The 24,654-nt window shown below is 42.0% G+C and carries 24 protein-coding genes and 1 tRNA gene; 15 read left to right on the top strand and 10 right to left on the bottom strand.

The features are described from left to right. The first annotated feature begins 24 nt into the window (after positions 1-24). The 4 genes from HOP45_RS09895 (at position 25) to HOP45_RS09880 (ending at position 1,892) form a co-directional block, all read left to right on the top strand. A complete protein-coding gene (locus HOP45_RS09895; protein ID WP_181349115.1) occupies positions 25-366 on the top strand; it encodes a DUF1360 domain-containing protein in 342 nt (113 codons plus the stop codon). Continuing rightward, positions 363-590, top strand: coding sequence for a hypothetical protein (locus HOP45_RS09890; protein ID WP_181349114.1), 228 nt, complete (start codon positions 363-365; stop codon positions 588-590). Before HOP45_RS09895 ends, HOP45_RS09890 begins: the two co-directional genes overlap by 4 nt. 76 nt (positions 591-666) lie before the next feature. Further along, positions 667-957 (top strand): hypothetical protein, encoded by a 291-nt coding sequence (locus HOP45_RS09885; protein WP_181349113.1) that lies wholly within the window; start codon positions 667-669, stop codon positions 955-957. Between the two features lie 26 nt (positions 958-983). Next, the gene (locus HOP45_RS09880) at positions 984-1,892 is read left to right on the top strand and encodes an MBL fold metallo-hydrolase (protein WP_181349112.1); all 909 of its coding nucleotides are present in this window, start codon (positions 984-986) and stop codon (positions 1,890-1,892) included. Here the strand turns inward: HOP45_RS09880 and HOP45_RS09875 are convergent. From HOP45_RS09875 to HOP45_RS09860, 4 genes are all read right to left on the bottom strand, one after another. Continuing rightward, positions 1,889-2,563, bottom strand: coding sequence for a YetF domain-containing protein (locus HOP45_RS09875; protein WP_181349111.1), 675 nt, complete (start codon positions 2,561-2,563; stop codon positions 1,889-1,891). The genes HOP45_RS09880 and HOP45_RS09875 overlap by 4 nt on opposite strands. A 95-nt stretch (positions 2,564-2,658) precedes the next feature. Continuing rightward, positions 2,659-3,084 carry a GNAT family N-acetyltransferase gene (locus tag HOP45_RS09870; protein WP_181349110.1) on the bottom strand — a complete coding sequence of 142 codons (426 nt, stop codon included), beginning with the start codon at positions 3,082-3,084 and terminating at the stop codon, positions 2,659-2,661. A 7-nt stretch (positions 3,085-3,091) separates the two neighbouring features. Then, positions 3,092-3,604, bottom strand: a complete 513-nt coding sequence (locus tag HOP45_RS09865) for a YjcG family protein (protein WP_181349109.1) — start codon at positions 3,602-3,604, stop codon at positions 3,092-3,094. A 122-nt stretch (positions 3,605-3,726) separates the two neighbouring features. Beyond that, positions 3,727-4,452 (bottom strand): alpha/beta hydrolase, encoded by a 726-nt coding sequence (locus HOP45_RS09860; protein ID WP_181349108.1) that lies wholly within the window; start codon positions 4,450-4,452, stop codon positions 3,727-3,729. A 437-nt stretch (positions 4,453-4,889) separates the two neighbouring features. On the opposite strand from HOP45_RS09860, the gene HOP45_RS09855 reads away from it, so the two are divergent. The 4 genes from HOP45_RS09855 to HOP45_RS09840 all read left to right on the top strand — a co-directional run bounded on the left by HOP45_RS09855 (position 4,890) and on the right by HOP45_RS09840 (position 9,372). After that, a tRNA-Val gene (locus tag HOP45_RS09855) sits at positions 4,890-4,961 on the top strand. Positions 4,962-5,267: 306 nt separating this feature from the next. Next, positions 5,268-6,191, top strand: a complete 924-nt coding sequence (locus tag HOP45_RS09850; RefSeq protein WP_181349107.1) for a proline dehydrogenase family protein — start codon at positions 5,268-5,270, stop codon at positions 6,189-6,191. 26 nt (positions 6,192-6,217) lie between these two features. Beyond that, the gene (gene pruA / locus HOP45_RS09845; protein WP_181349106.1) at positions 6,218-7,765 is read left to right on the top strand and encodes an L-glutamate gamma-semialdehyde dehydrogenase; all 1,548 of its coding nucleotides are present in this window, start codon (positions 6,218-6,220) and stop codon (positions 7,763-7,765) included. A 326-nt stretch (positions 7,766-8,091) separates the two neighbouring features. Further along, positions 8,092-9,372 (top strand): PucR family transcriptional regulator, encoded by a 1,281-nt coding sequence (locus tag HOP45_RS09840; RefSeq protein WP_181349105.1) that lies wholly within the window; start codon positions 8,092-8,094, stop codon positions 9,370-9,372. Between the two features lie 475 nt (positions 9,373-9,847). Here the strand turns inward: HOP45_RS09840 and HOP45_RS09835 are convergent, their stop codons facing one another. From HOP45_RS09835 to thpD, 6 genes are all read right to left on the bottom strand, one after another. Next, a complete protein-coding gene (locus HOP45_RS09835; RefSeq protein WP_181349104.1) occupies positions 9,848-10,045 on the bottom strand; it encodes an aspartyl-phosphate phosphatase Spo0E family protein in 198 nt (65 codons plus the stop codon). A 255-nt stretch (positions 10,046-10,300) separates the two neighbouring features. Further along, entirely contained in the window at positions 10,301-10,693 is a 393-nt protein-coding gene (locus HOP45_RS09830; RefSeq protein ID WP_181349103.1) for an ectoine synthase, read from the bottom strand. A 3-nt stretch (positions 10,694-10,696) separates the two neighbouring features. Continuing rightward, positions 10,697-11,980 (bottom strand): diaminobutyrate--2-oxoglutarate transaminase, encoded by a 1,284-nt coding sequence (ectB, locus tag HOP45_RS09825; protein WP_181349102.1) that lies wholly within the window; start codon positions 11,978-11,980, stop codon positions 10,697-10,699. 18 nt (positions 11,981-11,998) lie between these two features. Further along, a complete protein-coding gene (gene ectA, locus HOP45_RS09820) occupies positions 11,999-12,559 on the bottom strand; it encodes a diaminobutyrate acetyltransferase (RefSeq protein WP_181349101.1) in 561 nt (186 codons plus the stop codon). 383 nt (positions 12,560-12,942) lie between these two features. After that, complete coding sequence (locus HOP45_RS09815) at positions 12,943-13,464, bottom strand: DUF2179 domain-containing protein (RefSeq protein ID WP_181349100.1); 522 nt, start codon at positions 13,462-13,464, stop codon at positions 12,943-12,945. Between the two features lie 223 nt (positions 13,465-13,687). Continuing rightward, on the bottom strand, positions 13,688-14,578 hold the full coding sequence (gene thpD / locus HOP45_RS09810) for an ectoine hydroxylase (RefSeq protein ID WP_181349099.1): 891 nt from the start codon (positions 14,576-14,578) through the stop codon (positions 13,688-13,690). 668 nt (positions 14,579-15,246) lie between these two features. Between thpD and argC the strand changes: the two genes are divergently transcribed. The 7 genes from argC (at position 15,247) to argF (ending at position 24,653) form a co-directional block, all read left to right on the top strand. Next, entirely contained in the window at positions 15,247-16,284 is a 1,038-nt protein-coding gene (argC, locus tag HOP45_RS09805) for an N-acetyl-gamma-glutamyl-phosphate reductase (RefSeq protein WP_181349098.1), read from the top strand. A gap of 23 nt (positions 16,285-16,307) precedes the next feature. Further along, positions 16,308-17,540 (top strand): bifunctional ornithine acetyltransferase/N-acetylglutamate synthase, encoded by a 1,233-nt coding sequence (gene argJ / locus HOP45_RS09800; RefSeq protein WP_370457998.1) that lies wholly within the window; start codon positions 16,308-16,310, stop codon positions 17,538-17,540. After that, on the top strand, positions 17,503-18,303 hold the full coding sequence (gene argB / locus HOP45_RS09795) for an acetylglutamate kinase (RefSeq protein ID WP_255437574.1): 801 nt from the start codon (positions 17,503-17,505) through the stop codon (positions 18,301-18,303). The genes argJ and argB overlap by 38 nt, the downstream gene beginning before the upstream one ends. Positions 18,304-18,316: 13 nt before the next feature. Beyond that, positions 18,317-19,477 (top strand): acetylornithine transaminase, encoded by a 1,161-nt coding sequence (locus HOP45_RS09790; RefSeq protein WP_181349097.1) that lies wholly within the window; start codon positions 18,317-18,319, stop codon positions 19,475-19,477. An 83-nt stretch (positions 19,478-19,560) separates the two neighbouring features. Continuing rightward, the gene (locus HOP45_RS09785) at positions 19,561-20,628 is read left to right on the top strand and encodes a carbamoyl phosphate synthase small subunit (protein ID WP_181349096.1); all 1,068 of its coding nucleotides are present in this window, start codon (positions 19,561-19,563) and stop codon (positions 20,626-20,628) included. Continuing rightward, positions 20,621-23,713: a carbamoyl-phosphate synthase (glutamine-hydrolyzing) large subunit gene (locus tag HOP45_RS09780; protein ID WP_255437573.1), complete on the top strand. Its 3,093-nt coding sequence runs from the start codon at positions 20,621-20,623 to the stop codon at positions 23,711-23,713. Before HOP45_RS09785 ends, HOP45_RS09780 begins: the two co-directional genes overlap by 8 nt. Further along, positions 23,700-24,653, top strand: coding sequence for an ornithine carbamoyltransferase (gene argF / locus HOP45_RS09775; protein WP_181349095.1), 954 nt, complete (start codon positions 23,700-23,702; stop codon positions 24,651-24,653). The genes HOP45_RS09780 and argF overlap by 14 nt, the downstream gene beginning before the upstream one ends. Position 24,654: the final 1 nt, after the last annotated feature.

The raw sequence follows: 24,654 nt of genomic DNA, 5'->3' as shown, positions 1-24,654 counted from the left end.
GCGTTTACATAAGGAGGGAAAGGTATGGAGTTAAGCTGGATGACACTCGTAATTCTAATATTGGCAAGTTTTAGGCTGACCCGTTTGATTGTAGATGACACCATTATGGAGTGGCTGCGTTCTCCTTTTATAGGGTATGAAGAAACAGTTAATGAAGAAGGAGACTTGGTTCTGTGGCCGGTTATAAAAGGGTCAGGGATAAGAGGATGGTTTGGGGAACTGTTAAGCTGTCAGTGGTGCACGGGATTATGGTGTTCATTATTCATTATATTAATGTGGAAGTTTATGTACATGGGGAAATTGGTATTAATTGTGCTTGCCATTAGTGGCGGTCAATCCCTGCTATACCGGTGGTTAGGCAGATGATGCGATCACCGATCAGTCTTAATGTGCAAAATACAATTAAAATACTCGAGAAACTGGAGCAGCAGTTAGCTAAACATGAGAAATTTTTTCAGAAGCCTGAAGAAACGATGAATCAAATTGAAAAGGATTCGACGGCGTGGAGTCAAGATTTTGAAAAGACAATGAAGGATTTTGATGATACGTTTACGAAATATATGGATACCATACGTAATAAACTTGAATGATAAAAAAATGAAGGTCATGTGCATATTCTTACTGTAGAAAGGGTAATGAAGTAATAACATGAAGGAGGGAGCTTAAATGGGCTACATTCTACCTGTCCAGCCATTTCAATATCAGGACTACCAGAACCGGACCGTCCAGCGCGATGCAACTCCTTTCACCTTAGAGCGTGTTTTTAAAGCAACCCTTGATAGTAAATTGACAGATAATAAAAAAGAGCACCCACGTGAAGAAGACCGGAAAGAATACCAGGAATTGAGCTCCAAAATCATTACAACCAGTCATGTTCACGCAGCTGAGTCCACATTGGCACAGGAAGTCTACGCAGATGTAACAGGAAAAGGCGGCCGCTTTAGCGAATCTATTTAGTAATCGCTAAAAAGGGGTTGGCTCGTATGACGTTCATACAATTGAATGAGAACTGCTATTATTTTGATCGTTCAGTGAATATTGGCTATGTCCGTTCCGGGAATCAGGGGATGTTGATTGATACTGGAATAGATAGTACCTCAGTCAAACAAGTTGTAAAAGAATTAAAGGCAAGGGATTGTCCACTTACGCATTTGTTTATTACCCACGCTCATGCCGATCATTACGGAGGAGCTGCATATCTTCAGAACCAGTTTAATGTCTACACGATAGCTCCTCCATTTGAGTCGGCTATTCTGCAATTCCCGATGTTAGAGCCGCTCTATCTATTTTCAGGTAATGATCCGATTCCGGAATTGCGAAATAAGTTTTTGGAAGGGAAACCTGTGCGCATAGATGCATTAGCTTATGACGGTAAGATGGAAATCGGAAATTTCCGGCTCGACATCATCTCTTTACCTGGCCATAGCTATAATCAAGCCGCTGTCAAAACGGAGAATGTCTTATATGCAGCGGATGCTTATTTCAGCGAAGATCAGCTGAAAAAGCATAAAATACCTTATATCACCGATGCTTACCAAACTTTGCAGTCATTGCGCACGTTGTTGACTGTCGAGTGTGACGGTGCTGTGCCTGGACATGGCACATATGAGTCATTTTTTGAGAAGACCGTGCATCAGAATATTGACTACCATGAATCCTTGCTGCAACATATTTATGAGGTGATAGATGCCCATCCGGAAGGTGTAACCCATGAACACATCGTTGCGAATATGTGTGATCATTTTCAAGTAAGCACACCAGCATTATCACACTTCCTTTTGTATAAGACAGCTGTCACAGGTTACTTAGTCGGATTGATAAAACAAAAACGGATCGTCCATGATGTCGAGAAATATCGCTGGGTCTTCAGAATTATTGAAGGAGAAGCTTAGTATGTTAATACATACAGAGCTTCTCCTTGTTTATATTCTGCGTATAATACATTAGAGATGTCATTGACATTTTGATACTGCAGTTGCGTTTCCAACCACTCTCGATCAAAACCCGTTTCGAGGAGATTGTCCCAAATGACTTCGCCATCACTGATCAGGGTCGTCGGTAAGGGAACTGGTTGTGGTTGTAAATTCAAATCGCCTCGAGTCGGGTTTTGCATGTGTGATTTTTTTAATACAGAGATGGTACCGTCCGTTTCCAGGACAGCATACTCAACGTCCTGTACCGAGAACACATCTTTGGAACGGAGTAAATGCTGAAGTTGATTAATATCCAACTTACTTTTGGATAATTGCTCTTTTAACATTTTTCCCTTATAGATGATGATGGAAGGACGGCCCTCTAAAAGGCCGCGTGTTTTTTTCACTTTTTCGGTAATGAGTTCTGTTGCGTAAATCAAGATTCCCCACAGTAAGACGGCATAACCTATTTCTGCAACGCCGACCTCCGGGTCATACAAGGCATTCCCTACGAGTTCCCCAAGCACTAATGCTGCAATGAAATCAAACGCTGTAATTTGAGTGATTTGAGATTTACCCAATACTTTCGTCAGTACAAACAAGGCAGCAAACCCAAATACCGTTTCTATAAAAATATGAAAGTAATCCATTTCGTCATCATTCCCGTTACGGTTTTGTTACCATTGTAAACGGAAGTTGACGAATATATACCCAAAATAAAAAGCCTGTTTATTAAACAGAGCTTTTACCGCAATTGTTTAGTCATGGTGACATGCAAAATGCCTGCATCGACGAATTCGTCTGATATTTGCTCGTAACCTAATAATTGGTAAAATCCTTTAGCATGGGATTGAGCATTTAACTTAGCATGAGAACTATTTTGTTCAATAATCACAGTTTCTAACGCTTCAATCATTTTCTTACCGTAAGCGTTACCTCTGAACGTTGGCAAGACACATATACGCTCCAACTTACCATACTCATCCACAAAGCGGAGACGAGCAGCGGCAATCGGCTGCTCGTGTATGTATCCCACTAAATGAATGGCTTCATTGTCGAGTCCATCTAATTCTTCGTCAGGGGACACATTTTGTTCCTCGATAAAAACTGTTCGACGGATGTGGTAAGCATCTTCAAGCGAGGCAGAAGAGGTGACGGTCTTGATGTTCATAGCTGCTTTACCCCTCACCTAGCCGGAATGTTTCAAAGACACTCCAAGACCCATTTTCAAGCTGATACAACAACTGAAAACGATGGACAGTGTCTTTAAGATCGAAGTTGTGCATGCTTAGGCTGCCATAAACATCCGAATATTCCTCATAAGCAAGCTTTTGCGCAAGGGTGAGGTGCGGGACGAATGAAAATTCTTGTTCTGATGGAAGGGCGCCTGAATGAAGGCGCTCATTCAAGTTATACATTTCTTCAGAAGGTTCGACCTTAAGATAAATTGTGTTTGTGACGGGCGTAAAGGAACTGACCTTGTGAATTTCGTAGTCAAATGGTTCTGTTTCTATAGCTACTTTTTTTAATTCCTCCACGTACAATTCAATTTCCTCATCCGTGGCTTCAAAAGCCTCTTTCAGTGTGATGTGTGGTGGAATTAAGGCGTAATGCGGATCGTATCGTTTACGGTATGAATTGACGATGTCTTGTATGTTTTTTGAAGGAAAAATAGCAATACCATACTTCATGAAAAACCCTCCTGAAATAGTGTAGACAGAGTTCCGGAGGAGAATTGAATGGGTTATTTCCTCCAGTCTGAATGTATACGTACGAATATTATATCAAATAATTGAAAATTTAGAAATGCCGTTTATTGTCCAAACATTGTAATGATAGCTCGTTCAATATCCTTTTGCCACGTCCCCCAGGTATGGTCCCCTTCAATTTCATGATAAAAATAAGTCAAAGGTTTACGGTTTAAATAATTTCGAAGGTCGCGGTTGGGTTCCAAAAAATTTTTTCTTGACCCATCCGTTGTTGGAACATCATCTTCACGATCGCCTATGGTGTGATAGATCGAAAGGGAAGACAAGTCTGACACTGTATGTAAGACTTCCATGACGTGCTCACTGACAAATGGTGACTGCATAATAACATTGCCGAACGTGTGAGGGTATTTGACTGCGGTCATGAAAGCAAGCGTTCCCGCCAATGAATCGCCCATAAGTGTTCGGCCGCTCCCCATATGATAGCCGGGAAGATGTTCATCTAAGAACGGTACGACTTCGTTCACCAAAAACTTCACATATGCCGTCTGTTGTTTGCCATCAGGGTGATATTTATCCTGACGATCATATTTATCTCGATAATGGATGCCTACGAAAATGGTGTTTTCAATTCGGTTTTCTTTATGCAGTTTGTCACTCAATGTAGCCACCCTGCCCATTTGGTAGTAGTCGTCACCATCCTGCATGATGCATATATGATATTTGTACAATGTTGAAAAGTGTTCAGGTTTGTACACTTTTAAAGTCATTGTTTCGTTTAGAAAGTGACTTTCAATGTGGTAATCTTCCATATCTCCTGAACGTCCCATAATCCTGTCCTCCTAAAAAACGATACCTGTAATCGTATCGTATTGCATGAAGCGTCATCTTCATATACGGTTGTTCCCGCATGAAGAAAAGTTAAATCTATTCTATCACAAATAAGCATAAGACGTTGAGCACTTTCATGACAAACCTTTAAACCCTCCTGCTAAATAAATGGCAAACAGTAATAAAGCACCCAGTACCGCATAAGCTGCCCAAGCTATGAGCATATATTTCATAAACATAACCTCCTGTTGAATTACGCTTATTATGCCGCTGAAATGATCACTTATTGCATGATTCACTAAAATGCAGCTTATTCTGTTTATTTGTAATCAATTGAGCCAATCAAAAGCATTTAAGCATTGACATTGTGTTCAATCCATTATATATTATTACATGTCGATTGATTACGTTTACGTCAGATTCTTTTTCTAAATAGGAGCCGTTAGTTCAGTGGGAGAACGCTTGCTTGACAGGCAAGAGGTCACTGGTTCAAATCCAGTACGGCTCATCTAAATCAAGCCCTTTCCTTTTAAATAAGGAGAGGGCTTGTTTTATTTATGTCTAAGAAGATAAGCTTTACTATGAATTGGTTCATGAATAAACCGATTGTAGAATCTCCTTCTTCCTAAAAGCAACAGAAAGGACTGTCAATCTTACTTTGTGCCTGAGACACAAAACACCCCCAACATGTTTGTGCTTTCATCACGTATCATTATTCTGCAAAAATCGTTATAATTTTCTTAATACATGAACAAATCATGTCTATTTTGAACAGCTATTTCATTTTTAGGGAACTTAATGATGAAGGGGTGTGATGACCTTAGAAGCTATAAGTAAGAACTTTTTCCTTTATCTGTCTAATAGCCGCGTGTTGGATAAGCTAGCTAAACGTTGGGGGAGTAAGTTTGGTGCTGACAAAATCGTTGGAGGCGAGACGTTTGACCAGGCGATTCCGTTAATTGAACAATTAAACAACCAAGGTTTACATGTAACGGTCGACCATCTCGGGGAATTCGTCAACTCCGAAGCGGAGGCAAGAAAGCGCTGTCAAGAATGTATGGCTACAATTGAGAAAATCGACCAAAATGGCCTTCATTCAGAGCTATCTTTAAAGTTGACCTCGCTCGGAATGGATATCAGCTATGAACTGGTTATGAAGAACATGCATGAGATCATGGAAAAAGCTCAAGCGCACAATGTCGTGATTACAATTGACATGGAAGATTCTACTCGGTGCCAGCAAACCCTGGAGATCTATAAATCATTAAAATCCCAATACGACAACATCGGCACCGTTATTCAATCGTATCTTTACCGCTCTGTAGAAGATTTAGACGACCTGAATGACTATCATCCCTACTTGCGGTTGGTCAAAGGCGCTTATAAAGAATCCGGGAAAGTTGCTTTTGTTGAAAAATCAATGGTGGATGACAATTTAAAGCAGATGATTCGAAAAAACCTTCTAAACGGTCATTATACTGCTGTGGCGAGTCATGACGATGAGATGATTCGCTTTACAAAGCAATTGGTTAAAGAACACAACATTCCAAACGATCAGTTTGAGTTCCAAATGCTATATGGCATGCGGAACCAGACACAGCTTGATTTAATGAAAGAAGGCTATAAGGTACGAGTCTATCTTCCCTACGGAGAAGATTGGTACGGCTACTTTATGCGTCGTTTAGCTGAACGTCCGGCAAACATCAGTTTTGCTTTAAAAGGGATCTTCAGCAAATAACTTATATTTGGAAGGGGAATTTTATTATGGTCACACCATATAAGCATGAACCATTTACAGATTTTACAGTCGAATCAAATAAAAAAGAATTTGAAGAGGCATTGAAATTAGTCAAAGGTCAATTAGGAGAAAACTATGATGTAGTCGTGAACGGTGAGTGTATACGCACTGACCAAAAAATTGTTTCAACCAACCCTGCTAACACGAAACAGGTTGTGGGAAATGTCTCAAAAGCTAACCAAGAAATTGCCGAGAAAGCCATACAATCTGCTAGTAACGCTTTTGAAGACTGGAAGAAATGGGACCCGCGTTCCCGGGCAGAAATTTTATTCCGTGCTGCTGCAATCGTACGCCGACGCAAACATGAATTCTCTGCTTATTTGGCATATGAAGTAGGAAAGCCTTGGAAGGAAGCGGATGCTGACACGGCAGAGGCGATTGATTTTATGGAATATTATGCACGTCAGATGATTGAACTGGGTGAAGGCAAGCATGTTGAAAGCCGCCCGGGAGAACAGAATCGTTATATTTATACGTCCACTGGTGTTTCAGTCGTCATTCCACCATGGAATTTGGCTTTTGCCATTATGGCAGGAACAACAGTCGCGCCGCTCGTAACAGGCAACACCGTCGTTCTGAAGCCGGCAAGTAATAGTCCGGTTATTGCTGCTAAATTTGTAGAAGTGCTAGAAGAAGCAGGCTTGCCTAAAGGTGTACTGAACTTTGTACCTGGCAGCGGAAGAGAAGTAGGAAATTATTTGGTCGATCACCCTAAAACGGCCCTCATATCCTTCACAGGCTCCCGCGATGTTGGAACAGAGCTTTACAAACGTGCAGCAGAAGTCCAGCCTGAGCAAAAGCATCTGAAAAAAGTGATTGTAGAGATGGGCGGCAAAGATACGGTCGTCGTTGATAAGGAAGCGGATATTGAAACAGCGATTGAAGCGATCATTGTATCTGCGTACGGTTTCTCTGGACAAAAATGTTCATCCGGTTCTCGTGCTGTCGTGCACAAAGATGTTTATGATGAAGTGCTTGACGGCGTGGCGAAACGTGCTAAAGAATTAACAGTAGGCAACGCAACAGAATCGAATGTCTACATGGGACCGGTCGTTGAACAAGCTGCTTTTGATAAAATCATGAGCTATATCGAAATCGGCAAAGAAGAAGGACGATTAGTGACAGGCGGTAAAGGCGATGATTCTAAAGGTTATTTCATTGAGCCTACCGTGTTTGCTGACCTTGATCCAAATTCACGTATGCAGCAAGAAGAAATCTTTGGTCCCGTTGTTTGCTTTACCAAAGCCAATGACTTTAATGAAGCGATTGATATTGCCAACAACACCGAATACGGTTTGACTGGTGCTGTTATTTCAAATAACCGTGAGCATTTAGATAAAGCGAAAGTAGATTTTCATGTGGGTAACCTGTACTTTAACCGTAATTGTACGGGAGCCATTGTTGGTTACCAGCCATTTGGCGGATTCAATATGTCAGGTACCGATTCCAAAGCGGGCGGTCCAGACTATCTAGCTCTCCACATGCAAGCAAAAACCATCTCAGAACAATTCTAATCAATCCTATACACTGAGCGTTAAGACTGTCGAGAAAGTCTCGGCAGTCTTTATTTTTTCTTGGACTTCCATTTTTATCGCGTTAATTTTGGAATACTATTGGTCTGACGGCAGTAGAGAATACATCGACGGTCTTTTTTGTCTAGCTAAATGTAGAAAATAAGTATATCGTCTTCGTCAACATAAGTGTATACCTCGTAGCCTCTATAATGGCCTAATCTTGCATTAACAAATTCTCTTCCTTTTTCTTTCTCTTAAGAACAGATATAATAATGAATAGAAAATACGAGTTGATTCGTTTATATTTGGGAAGGGGAAAAGCGGCCATGGAAGTTGCTGAATTAATCCTGCAGACTGAAGATATCCATAAAGCGACTGAATTAATAAGTTCTACATTAAATAAGCCGGTAATCATTGAAACTAAAAATTTTGAATTGATATCTTATAGTTCATCATTTGACGATTTTGACCAGACACAGCAAAAAACCATTCTTTCCAAGAAATGCCCTATTTTTATCATTGATCGTTTAAAAAAAGAAGGGATCGTGCACCAGTTGGAAAAGAAGCCAAGCCCAATTAGAGTCGATCCGATTGAAGAGCTTGGTTTCTACCAGCGAATAGTGATTGCAGCTAAGCATTTGAATCATACGATGGGATATATTTGGGTGCAGGAATCAGAACGCCCTCTAACAGAACAGGAGCTATCCTTTTTAGAAAATGTGGCACCGCATCTAGGTAAATTGATTTATGATACGTACGCCAGAGTGAATGCGATTGAAGGCAGACGTGAGGAATTGCTTTGGAAGCTTCTTCATCATGAATATGGAAGTGAAAGTCAAATACGGCACGATGCTGCTCTTTCTAAATTAATTTTACCTGATCGTTTTTCCATATTAGTGTTCTCCGTAACTTCCCCTCAGCAGAAATATTTACTTGATTATTTAGAACAGGCAGCGGCCCAGTTTGTTAACAATGCGTATATTCAATATTTAAAGACGGAATTCCAAATGGTATTTGTCGTTCGTTCAGATCATGAGGAAACGTTCGCTTCCCGCAATATGGCCCGCTCATTCATTGAGGATGTAAAAAGGACAGTAGGGGAAAGTCACTTTTATTATTTCCTGATTGGTGTCGGAAAAGAGTATCAAAAGCTCTTTGACATGAGGAAGAGTTTTCTTGAAGCACTGGAAGTGATTGAAACAGCCAACTTCATTACGCCGCGTCCCGATTCGATGCCGAGGGAATTTGCAAATCTTGGGGTTTATCGCTACCTGGCAACCTTATATGAAAAAAACAGTTCTGATGAATACTTCAGTGAGGACTTATTAAAGCTTATTCAAAAGGATACTGAAAGTCAGACAGAGCTGCTCAAAACGTTGGAAGTTTATCTTGCGAACAATGGTAAAGTGAAGCAGTCCGCACATGAATTATATATTCACCCGAACACATTGAACTATCGCATCAAACAAATACTGGATATGACCTCAATTGATTTCAACGATTTTAATATGAAAAGTTATTTATTTACTGAATTACTACTGTTAAACAACATTCCAGCCTATTATCAACGCTATAAAGAAGCGATACAAACTCAATTTGAAGAGTAGTGAAATGTTTACATGCTGCCTAAGGCGTTTTCTGAACGCTAAAGAATCGATTTCAAGCTAACCGGGGCTCGTTGCTGTGTTGAGTCAGGGGTGGTTGGGATGCTACTCGCTTTCCTGTGGGGGAACTGGCGAGCTTCCTCGGGCTAAAGCCTAAAGCCCTGTGGGATCTCGCCTACCTCCTTCTCCCACGGGAGTCTCGAAGCTCCCCAACCACCCCATTCGATATAGGAGAAAAACGAGCCCCTATACTCCCAAGGTATGCTGTCTTTATAATTATAAAAGTCAGCGACATCCCAATTCTGTATACCATTTAAGAGCTGACTATCTCTCCAGCGCTTCTGTTTTTACACCTCTCTGAAACACAAAATGCCGAACGATTTGCTGAAATCGTTCGGCATTTTGTGTTTCTTTTTTTCATACACTGCTTTCTGAGGAACGTCTTCCACTGTTTCGATGGTAATGTATTATTTTTCCATTAGTAATCGTTGTTAGAATGGTCATTCCATGCTTTGGCCTGTCTTGAATCGATAAACTGATCTAACTGGTTCAGTAGATGATCCAATTCCTGGGAAATCGTTAATAGGTTCTCATTAGAAGGATCTGCATGATAGAGCTCATACATGCGTTGCCTGAGGGCTTCAATTTTCTTTTCAATCTCGTTGATACTATTCATAAAACCATCCTCCTTAAAGAAAAATCCTAACACATCCATATATATGTATAAAATGGTGAAACTTTTCTGTCAGGAGATCAGATTTTATTGTAAGAATTAAAGAAGTTATTAACTGGGACTCATTCTTCTAACTAAACACTATCATATTAAAACCAAAAACGCCTGGATAATAAACATCCAAGCGTTTTTGGTCTGGTTTGTGCAATTACTTTATTGATGTGAACATAGTCGAGCATTTTTGGGTGTGCATCGAAATTAAGCCTGGTCGGCGGGAAGCTTATAAACGCCTTCTTCATCGTGTACTTCGTCACCTACAAGTGCCGGATTAAAAACACATACAACACGGAAATCTGTTTTAGCACGCAAATAGTGCTTTTCATTGCCATCGAGACAATACATGGTGCCTGGTTTAATTTGATATTTCTTTCCATCTTTCAGTGTCTCGATTTCAGCTTCTCCTTCGATGCAATACACAGCTTCAATATGGTTTTTATACCAAATATAAGTCTCAGTGCCTTCATAAAGCACAGTGTCATGCAGACTGAATCCTACGTTATCTTCTCGCAATAGTAAGCGTCGGCTTACCCAATTGTCGTCTTGTACTTCATTTTCTGTTCCGATGATATCTTCTAGACTTTTTACATTCATTTCTTAAGCTTCCTCCTTAGCTAATACTTCCTTAATGCTTTCTTCAATGATGTCGAGCCCCTGAGTAATCCCTTCTTCATCGATGATAAGAGGAGGTAACAGTTTCAATACCTCATCATCCGGGCCAGACGTTTCAATCACCAGTCCTTTAGTAAAGGCGACTTCAGCGATTTTGTTTGCCATCTCCTTTTTACCGCAAGCAAGGCCGAGCATTAATCCACGACCGCGTACTTCTGCTTCCAGTTCAGGATAAACGGTTGTAAAGTTCGTAAGTTGTTGTTTAATCATCTTGCTTTTCTCTTGAATGGATTGGCTGAATTTAGAGTTCTTCCAATAAGTTAAAGCTTCAGTTGCAGTTATAAAAGCAAGGTTATTGCCTCGGAATGTTCCGTTATGCTCACCCGGTCCCCATTTATCATATTCAGGTTTGATCAATGTGATAGCCATGGGGAGGCCGCTGCCACTTATTGATTTAGACAGGCAGATCACGTCAGGTTTTATCCCTGCTGGTTCGAAACTGAAGAATGTTCCTGTCCGACCGCATCCGGCTTGCACATCATCAACGATCAGCAGGATGTCAAAACGGCGGCACAAAGCTTCTACTTTTTGTAGCCATTCAAAGCTTGCGGCGTTAATTCCACCTTCTCCTTGTACAGTTTCTAGAATAACCGCAGCGGGGATTTCTATTCCACTGCCGCCGTCTTCAAGTGATTTTTCCAGAAAAGCCAATGAATCTTGACCTTCAATATACTCATCGTAAGGCATGGCAATGCTATGGTTTAAAGGAATTCCTGCACCACCGCGTTTGAACGCGTTGCCTGTTACCGAAAGAGCACCGATTGTCATACCATGAAAAGCGTTAGTAAAGGTGACGACTTTCTCACGGCCTGTCACTTTTCTGGCGATTTTCAAAGCACTTTCTACTGAATTGGTTCCTGTTGGTCCAGGGAACATGACCTTATAATCCATATCGCGTGGTTTTAATATGACGTCATTGAATTCTTGCAAAAATTCAGCGCGAGGGATGGTACCCATATCTAGGCTGTGCAACAGACCATTGCTTTGAATATATTCAATCATTTTCTGCTGCATCGCAGCGTTGTTATGTCCATAATTTAACGCCCCGGCACCAGAGAAGAAGTCAATATAGCTTTCATTACTGGTATCCCATAGTTTGTATCCTTGTGCTTTTTCAAAGACAGTGGGGAAGCTGCGGCTGTAACTGCGTACCTCAGATTCCAGTTGCTCAAATACGTCCACTGTCGGTTTTTGTTTAGAAATAGTCATTAATTTTGGCCTCCTATGTTAGTCCTTGAATGGTCCAATTCGAAAGGTGTTTTCTTCTTCATGACCTTCACCAGGGAAATCGTCTTCAGAAAAACAGTTCTTGACTTGGCAAGGAACTTCTTTTTTCTCCGCGTACCCTTTAAAGAGTTTTGTGGAAGGTTTATTAGATGGGGATACGGTAGCTTCAATATACTGAATATGATGGCTGTCATTTCGTTTTAGAATATGGTCAATCATTCTAGTGGCCAGGCCTTGACCTCGTTCGGTCTCAGCTACTGCGACTTGCCAGATAAACAGTACATTGGGAGAGGATGGTTTAATGAAACCAGATATGAAGCCCACGGTTTCTTCTCCATCATTAACAATAACCGAGGTATCACTGAAACATTCACACCATAACAGGTAACTGTAAGATGAATTCAAATCGAGCACTGGAATGTCATTGATCAAATTCCATATAGCTGCTCCATCTGATTTTTCTGGTTTTCGAAATTGATAGTTTGTCTTAACAGGTCTTGTTATCGTTTGGATATTATCACCTCTTAAATTTTTTATAAAACATGGAAAAGCAGCTTGCATTTAAACACTAATATGGATGCACAACTATGTCAAAGCTGTTAAAAGCGTATTTATGGAGTAATGAAGCGGTTAGTCGGACTGAATAGTAAATAGCTAGCCACTTTCCTTATAACACTCTTACAGAACCAAAAATGCTCTCGATTTTAACAAATCCAGGTTGAAAAGTGCTTGTGTGATAAGGGTTATGGGTATTTATACTCAAATATAATAGGGGATTCGGCAAATTATGGGAGGAGATAAAGCTATTTATGCGGTTGTGCTGCTGTTTTTAGTTTAAAGGAGTATGGTATGATGCAAACGACTGTTTTAATGTTGAGAATAGTCTGAATTCACTAAAAAAGATGCCTTATCATAAGGTAAGACATCTTTTGGCTGGGTTTTCTTCAGCTGGCTCGATTTCTCATGCGTTTTGTCAAAAATCCGCCTTTAAACGTTCGAGGTTCATATGAGACCACAAATGCTCGCGGGGCCAATGTGTTGATGATTTTATGGAACTCCTTTTCACGATTGCGTTTGGCTAATACGTCTAATCGGTACCGTTTTTCTTCTATTCCTTCCCCTACATACGTCGTAACTCCAAATCCTGCCGCCCTTAGGTTTTTTACCAACTCATCATCACGATTCAATATATTGACTTGAAAGGTAACATAACCGATCTGCAGTTGTGCTTCTAACAAACTGCCTAAGAACAACCCGATCCCAAAGCCGAGGGCGTAGGCGACCATATTCCAGACGTTCGATAAATCGCTGAACACGAGCCCTAAAGAGATAACATAGATAAATCCTTCGAAAACACCGATGAATGCTGCTAAATTTCGTATTCCTTTGACGACTAGAATGGTCCTGATGGTTACAATCGGAATCAAAATCAGTTGAGCTGCAAATATGATGAGCGCTTCAAGCATGTTTAACACTCTCCTCTATGTATATGAACGTAGCTCGTACAATACAATCACGTTCGTTTATTTTCGTAAAAACCCTTACGCTTTTCTCACTCACCAACAACGTGTATCAAAGCCATAAGAAAAAGAGAGGCCACATGAAGACATGACCTCTCTGGAAAATAGCAGCACAGGTTAAGATTACATTTATTGGACTGGCTCAGTCCATGAGGGAGTTCCAATTTTATTAGTTGTGGGCTGTTACTTTTGGATGACGTACGGCAATGAACTCGGGTCTAGGTTTATTTCCTGAGAATGGCTGCACCAGCTGATTATGCACGCTGTTGTATACCATGAACATATTGTTTCGTCCATACGGCGTGATATTACTGTTTGAACCATGCATCGTGTTGCATTCAAACAGTGTAATTGAGCCTGCTTTACCAGTCGGAACATCGATCCCTCCCTGGTCAGCTAGCCATCTCATACTGTCTTGATCAGGGACACCTAACTTTTGTCGTTTCAATGATTCTTTATAATTGTTTTCTGGTGTTTCACCGATACATTTTACAAAGTAATTTTGTGATCCAGGAACTAGCATGAGTGGTCCATTAAAGCTGTAGTTATCACTTAATGCTATGGAAAGACTGACAGCCCTCATTCGCGGCATGCCATCTTCCACATGCCATGTTTCAAAATCTGAATGCCAATCAAACTCTTTGCCTGTAAAACCAGGTTTATAGTTGATTCGGGATTGATGAATATAAACATCGCTTCCCAACAGATAATTAACGATATCCAACAAACGCTGGTCATTTGCTATTTTTTCGAAGTAACTTTCTTTATGCACATCAAAAATGGAACGTATTTCATTGGCTTCAGGTTCGCGAATGATTGTATCCGCCATGTTGTCTTCATTAGAATCCTGTAATTCAAAAATCGCCTTTTGCATATCGGATACTTCTTGCTCTGAAAAAATATTGTCCAGTTGAATGTAACCGTTGTTTTCAAAAAAATCTAACTGTTGTTTGGTCAGTGGAGCTGCATGTTGCTGATTACGGTCAGTATGAATGACTGGGTCCTGACGCTCCACTATTTCTGGTTTACTACTGTACCTTGATGGATAAAGATCTTCCATGATTAAACACTCCTTGTTTGAATTTAAGCTCCTGATGTGTGTTCCTGAAGATTCGAGGTCGTTTGTTATTAATTGGAACTCCCTCTTCGTATCAATCTCGTTCCCTCATAGCAAAGCAATAAACCCAAAATTCTAATTTTTTAAAAAAAATAATTATTTCAATATCATGAATTTATGAGGTGAGTTTTATGTTTTTTGTTTAATTATAAAGGAATGTAGGATTGTGGGCGTTTTTGTTTATTTTCACAATATATTAATGGTGTTTTGATTAGCTCTACAGACTTAACAGGCTCCTGACATCACTGGGTCTTTAACTCTCATGAACAAGTCAGGCACTTTTTCTTCCATCATCCCTTTGCCATACAGGCTGTTCGAAACCATATGAGAGCTTATTCGTTTTAGAGGGAGGTCCTGTTATCACAACGCATGTCTGTCCAATTACCTAAGGTTTGTATAAGAGTACAATCCACTACAAAAATGGGATGACTGGGAAAATGACAAGACTATGGAATTCTGAGGTGTAGCGGAATTTTAGATTTAGTTGTGGAATATTTTTTGAATTCTCTTGACATATGGCTTCATACATATAATAATATCATAATTATACAGTATTTTTAATATTTATTCATTCGATGCTATTGGATGATTAAAGGAAGGGTGGTTGTTTGTTGAAAATTGGAATCGTAGGGGCTACAGGTTACGGAGGAGCGGAGTTATACAGGTTGCTCTCTTTACACCCGAACGTTGCATCGATCACGCTATATTCCTCCAGTCAAACGGGGGTTTCATATAATGAAATATACACACATTTGTATAATGTGACCGATGCGGTTCTTCACGCCCTCGAACCGGAGAAAATGAAAAAAGAGTTGGATATCATTTTTTTAGCCGCTCCGGCTGGCGTAGCTGCTCAGCTTGCTCCTCAGCTGTTAGGAGGGGAAGCAAAAATAATCGATTTATCAGGAGATTTGCGCATACGTGATCCGGAAGTTTATCGGCAATGGTATAACAGTTCTCCGGCGGACGCTGCGTTGTTAGACCAGGCTGTTTATGGTTTGAGCGAACTTAATACAAAAAGGGTGCAACAAGCGAATTTAGTGGCTAATCCCGGGTGTTATCCTACTGCCGTGTTAGTGGGAGTGGCGCCGTTGGTTTTAAATGGACTTATTAACAATTCCTCTCTCATTATTGATGCTAAAACAGGCGTATCTGGAGCTGGGAAAAACCCGAATCCTGTTACGCATTTTGCAGCCACTCAAGAAAATTTTCGTATCTATAAAGTGAACAGGCATCAGCACACCCCAGAGATTGAACAGCAATTACACCATTGGTCACAAGAATCAGCACCGATTACATTCTCGACTCATTTAGCTCCGATGACCCGAGGTATCATGGCAACGATGTATGCTGATTTAAACCATGATTTAAGTTATGAGGACCTGATCGCCCTTTACCAAAAACAATATGAACATCAACCCTGTGTAAGGTTAAGGGAGAAAGGAGAATTTCCGGGTACCAGGGACGTTTACGCCTCAAACTATTGTGATATCTCGCTTGAGTTAGATCAGCGAACTGGAAGAGTCATGATCGTTTCAGTTATTGATAATTTGATGAAAGGTGCAGCGGGGCAAGCGGTTCAGAATATGAACATCATGTTTGATTATGAAGAAACAGCCGGCCTGAGATCATCGCCTGTTTATCCATAGAACAATAGAAGGAGAGTGAGGAATTGGAACACACCATGAAAGAGAAACGTATTCAAAAAGTCGATGAGGGAAACTTGCTGACACCGAAGGGATTTCAGGCTGGAGGCATCCACACAGGGTTGCGTCGTTCCAAGTTGGATTTTGGCATCTTATATAGTGAACAACCCGCTTCATGCGCGGCAGTTTACACAAAAAGCCATTTTCAGGCGGCCCCGTTAAAAGTGACACAAGAAAGCATATCCCATTCAAATATGGTGCAAGCGCTAGTGATTAACAGTGCGGTAGCGAACGCTTGCACCGGGGAAGAAGGCTTGCAAAATGCTTATCAAATGAGGAAATGGGGAGCTGAACGTTTAGGTATTCCCACGCACTATGTGGCGGTAGCTTCAACGGGCGTTATCGGGGAACAGCTTCCTATGGAACACATCCAATATGGATGTTCTAACATTACGTATTCATCCAATAAGGAGGATGCTCAGGCCTTTCAACAATCTATTCTGACGACTGATACCTTGCAGAAAACGTCCTGTTACCAGGTAGAAGTGGACGGTGAAACTGTAACATTAGGAGGGGCTGCGAAGGGTTCAGGCATGGTCCACCCTAATATGGCAACAATGCTTGGTTTCATCACCACAGATGCGACAATCGCATCTGATCATCTACAAAATGCTCTTAGAGGAGCTGTTGATCAATCTTTCAATCAAATTACGATTGATGGGGAGACTTCAACGAATGATATGGTGTTGACTTTAGCCAATCATACAGTTGAGCACGAAACGTTGCAGCCTGAGCATCCTGACTGGGAAAATTTCGTAATGACTCTAAACAGCCTCTGTGAAGATTTAGCTAAACAAATTGCACGCGATGGAGAAGGTGCGACGAAGCTGGTTGAAGTGAATGTCGAAGGTGCATGGAATGAAGATGAGGCACAGGTATTGGCCAAGAATATCGTCAGTTCAGACTTGGTGAAAACAGCTGTTTATGGAGAAGATGCGAACTGGGGGCGAATTGTCGTAGCGCTTGGCCATAGTGAGGCGCGCGTGAACCCTGAATTGACGTCAATACGTATCGGTTCGTCTCTTGTATTCAGTCATGGTGTGGCGCACCCTTTTTCGGAAGAAGAAGTAGCAAAGGTTTTGCACCAAGATGTGGTTCAGATTAACGTCAGCCTTCAAGAAGGAAACGGATTAGGCAGAGCGTGGGGGTGTGATCTGACTTATGATTACGTCAAAATCAATGCAAGCTACCGAACGTAACGTTTTATCAAAGCCCGTCGTGGTGGTGAAATTGGGAGGTAGCATGCTTCATGGAGCAACAGGGGAATTCTTTCACAGTTTTAAACAATTGCAGGAGCATTATCATTGCATAGTCGTTCACGGAGGCGGTCCTAAAATCTCTAATCTAATGGAAAAGCTTGAGATTGAATCGGTCTTTCATAATGGCCACCGCAAAACGACGGCTGAGACGTTAGAAATTGTAGAGATGGTACTGGGTGGTCACGTCAATGTTCAAGTGACCTCCAATCTCATGAATCATGACATTTCATGCCTCGGTATTAAAGGGTGTGACGGTTTGTTGACAGCAGAACTGATTGATGAAGCAACATTAGGTTTTGTAGGCCAAGTAAAGCAAGTGGAAAAAGAGCTGCTGATTCATTGTCTCAAAGGAGGATATGTCCCGGTTGTAGCGCCCCTAGGTCGCACCGAAACGGGGATGACGGTCAATATTAACGCTGATCTTGCAGCAGCTGCCATCGCGAAAGACATGCAAGCTGAAAAGTTATTGTATGTAACTGATGTACCGGGGATATTACATGAAGAACAATTAGTTGAAACGACTACAGCAGAGGATGTTAAAGCGTGGATCTCCCAGGGCGTCATACACGGTGGGATGGTCCCGAAAGTAGAAGCGGCTGTGTCTTCACTATCTGACCATCTGAAGGAAGTGGTGATTGTCAGCGGAGAACAGCCTCTTCTGCACTCTAATAAGATTAAAGGAACGAGCATATACGCTAAGTGAAAGGAAGGATCTTGTGAGCTTATTTCCAACTTATAAACGGTTTCCATTAAAGCTTGCAGCTGGATCGGGAACCATTGTAACGGATGAAGACGGACAGGACTATCTCGATTTCATGTCTGGCATAGCCGTAAACAACCTTGGCCATCGCCCTCCGCAGGTTCAAAATTCGCTGGAAGAACAACTGGATCAAGTGTGGCATGTTTCCAATATATTTTCGATCCCCATACAAGAAAAGGCAGCTGAACGGCTGTTGTCTCCCACTGATTTGGATGCGGTGTTTTTTTGTAACAGCGGAGCGGAAGCTAATGAGGCTGCTATCAAGCTTGCCCGTAAACATACGGGGAAGAGTAAAATCGTGACGTTCCAACAGTCCTTCCACGGGCGGACATTTGCAACGATGAGTGCCACCGGTCAAGAAAAGGTTCACGACGGTTTTGGACCGTTACTACAGACATTCGACTATTTGCCGTTCAATGATGTGCAAGAGCTTGAAGCTTTGAGTGGAGAAGATATCGCAGCCATTTGTATAGAGGTGATTCAAGGGGAAGGCGGTGTGAGGACGGCTGATTCGTCTTTTCTCGAAAACGTTCAATTGAAGTGTCGTGAATTGGATGCCTTGTTAATCGTAGATGAAATTCAAACAGGGATTGGTCGTACTGGAAAACCGTTTGCCTATCAACATCATGGACTTGATCCAGATATCGTGACCACAGCAAAAGGGTTAGGCAGTGGATTTCCAGTAGGAGCAATGTTGGGGAAGGAGTCCTTGATCCCTTCTTTTCACCACGGCACCCATGGGACGACGTTTGGTGGGAATCCGCTTGCTTCTTCAGCCGTTATTGCTACACTTGACACTATATTCGATGCGCCGTTTTTACAAGAAGTCAACGAGAAAGCAGACTATTTATTTACGCGACTGCATGAATCGTTGAACCATCAATGTATCAAAGAGATCAGAGGGAAGGGGTTGATGGTCGGCATCGAATTAACAAAGAACGCCTTGCCGATCGTGCAGGCAGCTCAATCTCACCACCTGCTCGTTGTACCGGCAGGACCTCAAGTCGTACGCCTGCTTCCTCCTTTAACAGTGACTTATGAAGAGATGGACCAAGCAGTACGTATTCTAGCAGACACGTTAACTGAGGCGGAAAATCAAAAAGCCCCACTTGCATGAACGTTAGGGTGAGGGCTTTCTTTTTGAATGATATGTATAAATATTATTTTTCATTTATAAAAATACAAAAATGAGGTGAGAAAATGCTGGGATATGTAAATTTACTATCGGGACCATCCTTTGCAGGTGAAGTACCTGAGGATTTTTCACATACAATTCAAGGAGAAATCGTCTTTTATACTGGCATGACAGGCTACCAGGAAGTTTTGACTGATCCATCTTATAAGAATCAAATTGTCGTATTTACTTACCCCTTAATCGGAAATTACGGCGTCAATGAAGCTGATCATGAGAGTGATCGTCCACAGGTAAGTGGCGTGATTATGCTGCACTGCGCTGATGCTTTCTATCATCATCAAGCGAATTGCTCACTAAAAACGTATTTAGAAAAATGGAACATCCCTTATATGACAGGGGTTGATACGAGAGATGTCACACAAGAAATACGCGATAAAGGGACTCAACAGGCTTCGATTTCGTCTGGTCGTCCTGAAGCTGTCAAACAAGTTGAATCGATCGGTACGCCCTATTCCGTAGTCCAACATGAAGTTAAAAGCTACGGAGAAGGGGGGGTTCACATCGGTTTGATTGATTTTGGTTATAAAGACGCAATCTTGCAATCATTGTTAGCTCATCATGTTCGCGTAACCGTTATCCCCTTTAGTCAACTCGACAAGGCGGATGTTCTTTCCTTGGACGGCTTAGTTTTATCGAATGGACCAGGAGATCCTAAAGACTTGCATGCTGTGTTGCCAAAGCTAAAAGCCTTATCCGAGTCCACCCCAACGTTAGGGATATGCTTAGGGCATCAATTGATTGCACTTGCCTACCACGGGGATACGACAAAACTAACATTCGGCCACCGCGGGGCAAATCATCCTGTCAAAGATATCGAGACGGGCCGTGTATGTATTACATCGCAAAATCACAATTACGATGTCGCGGAAAGCAGTCTCACGAATACGGAATTAAAGGTTCGGTTTCGAAACGTTAATGACCAATCTGTAGAAGGTCTCTTCCACAACGATTATCCGCTAATGACCGTGCAATTTCATCCCGAAGCGAACCCGGGTCCGGAAGATGCCGGTTGGATTTTCGATCACTTCCTTCATATGGTCCAATCCGAAAAAGGAGAGAAAATTTATGCTTGAAGAGATGAACAAAAGAGTTCTTGTCATTGGCTCTGGCCCCATATTGATCGGGCAGGCAGCAGAATTCGACTACTCAGGGACGCAGGCATGTCTGGCTCTGGCAGAAGAAGGGTACGAGGTTGTGCTTGTGAACGATAACCCGGCAACAATCATGACCGATACCTCTATGGCTGACCGCGTGTACTGTGAACCTCTGACGGTCGATAGCATCAAAGAGATCATAAAGCAGGAACGGCCAAGTGGTTTACTAGCCAGTCTCGGCGGTCAAACTGCTCTTAATTTAGCCGTCGAGTTGGAACAATCTGGCGTGTTAGATGCCTATCATGTCGAATTATTAGGTACGCAAATTGCGTCAATTCAACAAGGAGAGGACCGGGAAAAGTTTCGTCAGTTAATGTATGATTTAGAAGAACCCGTGACAAAAAGCGCGATTGTAGAAAGTGTTGAAGAAGCGTTGCATTTTGCAGACCACACAGGCTATCCAATTATTATCCGGCCGGCTTATACACTTGGTGGGAAAGGAGGCGGAATTGCAAAGGATCGGGAAGCATTTATAGAAATGATTCATAATGGTGTGAAAGCGAGTCCTATTTCGCAGGTGATGGTAGAGGAAAGTATTGCGGGTTTCAAAGAACTGGAATATGAAGTCATGAGAGATCAGTCAGGAACCTGTATTTCAGTATGTAATATGGAAAACATTGATCCGGTCGGCATTCACACGGGGGATTCGGTTGTAGTCGCACCATCCCAAACGTTAACCGATGTCGAATATCAAATGTTAAGAACAGCCGCTTTTCGGATTGTGTCAGCTCTTGATGTGGTAGGCGGTTGTAATATTCAGTTTGCTCTTGATCCCCATAGTAAAGCTTATTATGTTATCGAGGTCAACCCGCGTGTCAGCCGTTCTTCTGCTTTAGCGTCAAAGGCGACGGGGTATCCCATTGCGAAGATGGCAACGAAATTATCGTTGGGGTATTGTTTGGATCAATTAACCAATCCATTAACAGGTACGACGTATGCAAGCTTTGAACCAGCGCTGGATTACCTCGTGGTCAAATTGCCGAGATGGCCATTTGATAAGTTTCCAGATGCTGATCGCCACTTAACGACAAAAATGAAAGCGACTGGAGAAACAATGGCGATTGACCGGACGTTGGAAGGTGCACTCCAAAAAGCAGTCAATTCCTTGGACCAAGAATCCGATGGATTTTTTGTGCCAGAATTGAAAGAAAAAGATGAACTTGCGTTATATGAGCATGTAATCGATGGAACGGATTTAAGACTATTTGCTATCATGGAGCTGCTTCGAAGAGGCGTTCACATAGACACCATCTATGAAAAAACGGCAATTGATCGATTTTTCCTTCATACATTCCATAATGTCGTTAAGATGGAGAATGCCATGAGTGCTTACTCCCTGACAACTTTACCGGCGGATCTATTATATCAGGCAAAAGTCTGCGGTTTCTCTGATGGGACCATTGCGACCCTGTTAGGTTCCGAAGAAACTGAAGTGGAGACGTTACGGCACAGACTGACTATCCAACCTCGCTTTAAAATGGTCGATACATGTGCAGCAGAGTTTGAAGCGGCGACCAATTATGTCTACTCGACCTACACAGGCAGCAATGAAATCGCGCCTCTACCTCCAGGTAAAAAAGCGTTGATTGTTGGAGCAGGGCCAATCCGGATTGGCCAGGGCGTAGAATTCGATTACAGTGCTGTCAAAGCGATTCAAAGTCTTCAGAATCTCGGTTGGACAGCCATTATGATCAATAACAATCCCGAAACCGTGAGCACTGATTATGAAACGGCTGATCGACTCTATTTTGAACCGATCACGAAAGAGGTGATTACGGCTGTAGCTCGTCATGAGCAAGTGGATGCTGTTTTGTTACAATTCGGAGGGCAGACGGCTATCAACCTTACTGAAGATCTGGAAAAGGCGAACATGCCATTACTGCAAGTTAAACACGAGGTGTTAGAAGAACTTGAGGATAGAGAAAAATTTTATAACACACTGGACACGCTTCAAGTGCCTCATATAAAGGGGGAAATGTGCTTTTCCAGAGAGGAAGCCCTACAAGCAACAGAGCTAATAGGATTTCCGCTTTTATGTCGACCTTCTTACGTCATAGGCGGGCAAGGAATGGTAAAGGTAAGCGATCAGTCAGAATTGGAGGCTGCTTTGCAGGCTGCCGGCGATCACCATTTCCCACTATTATTGGATCAATTCAAAGAAGGAGCAGAAGCTGAAATAGACCTGGTAGCGGATGGAGAAGACGTCTTCATCCCTGGCGTGATGGAGCATATAGAACCTGCAGGGGTTCATTCTGGTGACAGCACAGCTATATTTCCGGCCCAAACATTATCCGAACATGTGAAGGGACGCATGCGTGATTATGCAGAACAGATCGTCCGGCATTATAACTATAAAGGGCTGATGAATATTCAGTTTTTAATTGATCAGGAGGATGTGCTTGTCCTGGAAGTGAACCCGCGTTCGAGTCGCACAGTCCCGATTGTTAGCAAGGTGTCAGATGTATCGCTTGTAGATATGGCCATCCACGTGATGGCTGAAGCAATGAAGCTTGATACGACCGTTATTCCGAAAGTAGATACGCGCTATGTGGCTGTTAAATACCCGGTATTTTCATCACATGCATTACCCGAACTGGATCATGTCTTAGGTCCAAATATGAAATCGACAGGCGAAGGGATGAGTCTCGGCACCACGCTCCCAAATGCCATGGCTAAAGTATATGAGCATCTGCCACAGTTTAATCAGTTGCATGAAGCATGTCTGATTGACAGTCGTTTTGAGGATATTAACCAATTTCCTTCGACAAGCCTGCAATTTGAAGACTGGCTACGCTCTAGTAAAGCTAAAGTTTATGTTAATGATCATCATACAGAGCAAGCAAGAGAACGTCGTATCCAAGCAATCAAAAACGGGATTGTTGTCTTTAGTCAAAAAGAAACGTTCAAGGCTTATATTCAAGCTTCCCAAACAGCACTCCCTGGTAAAATCGCACTTCCAGGCAGTCACCCTAGAAAGGAGCGTGTCTCAATTGAAATTACTTGATCATTTAGACGTTACACCTTCATCTTTCTTAAATAAGGATGTGCTGACATGGTTAGATTTTACTCAAGAAGACATATCCAAGCTTCTCGCTAGAGCTCAGCAATTAAAGGAACATCCGCATAGCTCTATCTTGAATGGAAAAACACTTGCTATGTTATTTGAAAAGTCATCGACTCGAACGCGCGTCTCCTTTGAAGTGGGCATGACCCAATTAGGGGGTCATGCGATCAACCTCCACCCTCGTGATCTTCAGTTGGGCAGAGGGGAAACGATAGCTGACACGGCAAACGTACTCTCAGGATATGTCGACGCCATCATGTATCGTAGTTCCTCTCATCATAAATTAAAAGAATTAGCTCAACACTCACGTGTGCCAGTTATTAATGGACTGTGTGACACATTTCATCCTTGTCAGGCTTTGGCGGATTTATTTACAGTTTTGGAGCTGAAAGGGAAATTATCTAACGTGAAGATCGTCTATTTAGGGGATGGTAATAATGTGTCTCACTCCTTGATGGTGTGTGCGGCTTTGATGGGATTGGATATCGTTGTTTCCACGCCTAAGGGTTTCGAACCTGATCCGAACATTACAGAAAAAGCGAAGCACCTGGCTCAAACATCTAATGGATCGGTTGCGATAGACCATAATCCTGAACGAGCGGCCGAAGGAGCTGATATTGTTTATACAGATGTGTGGAAGAGCATGGGACAGGAAGAAGATCATACGCGATATAGTAAACTACAACCGTATCAAGCCAATGAAGCGTTAATGAAATCAGCTAAACCTGATGCACATTTCATGCATTGTCTGCCTGCCCATAGAGGGGAAGAAGTGACAGCCGGTGTAATAGATGGTCCGAAATCGGTTGTGTTTCAACAAGCTGAAAACAGACTCCATGTCCAAAAAGCAATGTTACAATCAATCATTCCTACGTCGTGAC

This window comes from Thalassobacillus sp. CUG 92003 (assembly GCF_013618635.1).
Taxonomy (GTDB): domain Bacteria; phylum Bacillota; class Bacilli; order Bacillales; family Halobacillaceae; genus CUG-92003.
The sequence above is the reverse complement of the archived record's forward strand: the minus strand, read 5'-3'. Positions and strand labels throughout refer to the sequence as shown.

What these genes read in the sequence shown, in the direction of transcription:
- HOP45_RS09815 (WP_181349100.1), bottom strand. Translation starts at nt 13,464, where the DNA reads ATGCTTGAAGCGCTCATCATATTTGCAGCTCAACTGATTTTGATTCCG.
- argB (WP_255437574.1), top strand. Translation starts at nt 17,503, where the DNA reads ATGATTACGTCAAAATCAATGCAAGCTACCGAACGTAACGTTTTATCA.
- ectA (WP_181349101.1), bottom strand. Translation starts at nt 12,559, where the DNA reads ATGCAAGCTGCTTTTCCATGTTTTATAAAAAATTTAAGAGGTGATAAT.
- HOP45_RS09830 (WP_181349103.1), bottom strand. Translation starts at nt 10,693, where the DNA reads ATGAATGTAAAAAGTCTAGAAGATATCATCGGAACAGAAAATGAAGTA.
- HOP45_RS09865 (WP_181349109.1), bottom strand. Translation starts at nt 3,604, where the DNA reads ATGAAGTATGGTATTGCTATTTTTCCTTCAAAAAACATACAAGACATC.
- HOP45_RS09885 (WP_181349113.1), top strand. Translation starts at nt 667, where the DNA reads ATGGGCTACATTCTACCTGTCCAGCCATTTCAATATCAGGACTACCAG.
- HOP45_RS09890 (WP_181349114.1), top strand. Translation starts at nt 363, where the DNA reads ATGATGCGATCACCGATCAGTCTTAATGTGCAAAATACAATTAAAATA.
- HOP45_RS09780 (WP_255437573.1), top strand. Translation starts at nt 20,621, where the DNA reads ATGCTTGAAGAGATGAACAAAAGAGTTCTTGTCATTGGCTCTGGCCCC.
- HOP45_RS09875 (WP_181349111.1), bottom strand. Translation starts at nt 2,563, where the DNA reads ATGGATTACTTTCATATTTTTATAGAAACGGTATTTGGGTTTGCTGCC.
- HOP45_RS09895 (WP_181349115.1), top strand. Translation starts at nt 25, where the DNA reads ATGGAGTTAAGCTGGATGACACTCGTAATTCTAATATTGGCAAGTTTT.
- pruA (WP_181349106.1), top strand. Translation starts at nt 6,218, where the DNA reads ATGGTCACACCATATAAGCATGAACCATTTACAGATTTTACAGTCGAA.
- HOP45_RS09835 (WP_181349104.1), bottom strand. Translation starts at nt 10,045, where the DNA reads ATGAATAGTATCAACGAGATTGAAAAGAAAATTGAAGCCCTCAGGCAA.
- ectB (WP_181349102.1), bottom strand. Translation starts at nt 11,980, where the DNA reads ATGACTATTTCTAAACAAAAACCGACAGTGGACGTATTTGAGCAACTG.
- HOP45_RS09850 (WP_181349107.1), top strand. Translation starts at nt 5,268, where the DNA reads ATGACCTTAGAAGCTATAAGTAAGAACTTTTTCCTTTATCTGTCTAAT.
- HOP45_RS09785 (WP_181349096.1), top strand. Translation starts at nt 19,561, where the DNA reads ATGCTGGGATATGTAAATTTACTATCGGGACCATCCTTTGCAGGTGAA.
- HOP45_RS09840 (WP_181349105.1), top strand. Translation starts at nt 8,092, where the DNA reads ATGGAAGTTGCTGAATTAATCCTGCAGACTGAAGATATCCATAAAGCG.
- HOP45_RS09870 (WP_181349110.1), bottom strand. Translation starts at nt 3,084, where the DNA reads ATGAACATCAAGACCGTCACCTCTTCTGCCTCGCTTGAAGATGCTTAC.
- thpD (WP_181349099.1), bottom strand. Translation starts at nt 14,578, where the DNA reads ATGGAAGATCTTTATCCATCAAGGTACAGTAGTAAACCAGAAATAGTG.
- HOP45_RS09880 (WP_181349112.1), top strand. Translation starts at nt 984, where the DNA reads ATGACGTTCATACAATTGAATGAGAACTGCTATTATTTTGATCGTTCA.
- HOP45_RS09860 (WP_181349108.1), bottom strand. Translation starts at nt 4,452, where the DNA reads ATGGGACGTTCAGGAGATATGGAAGATTACCACATTGAAAGTCACTTT.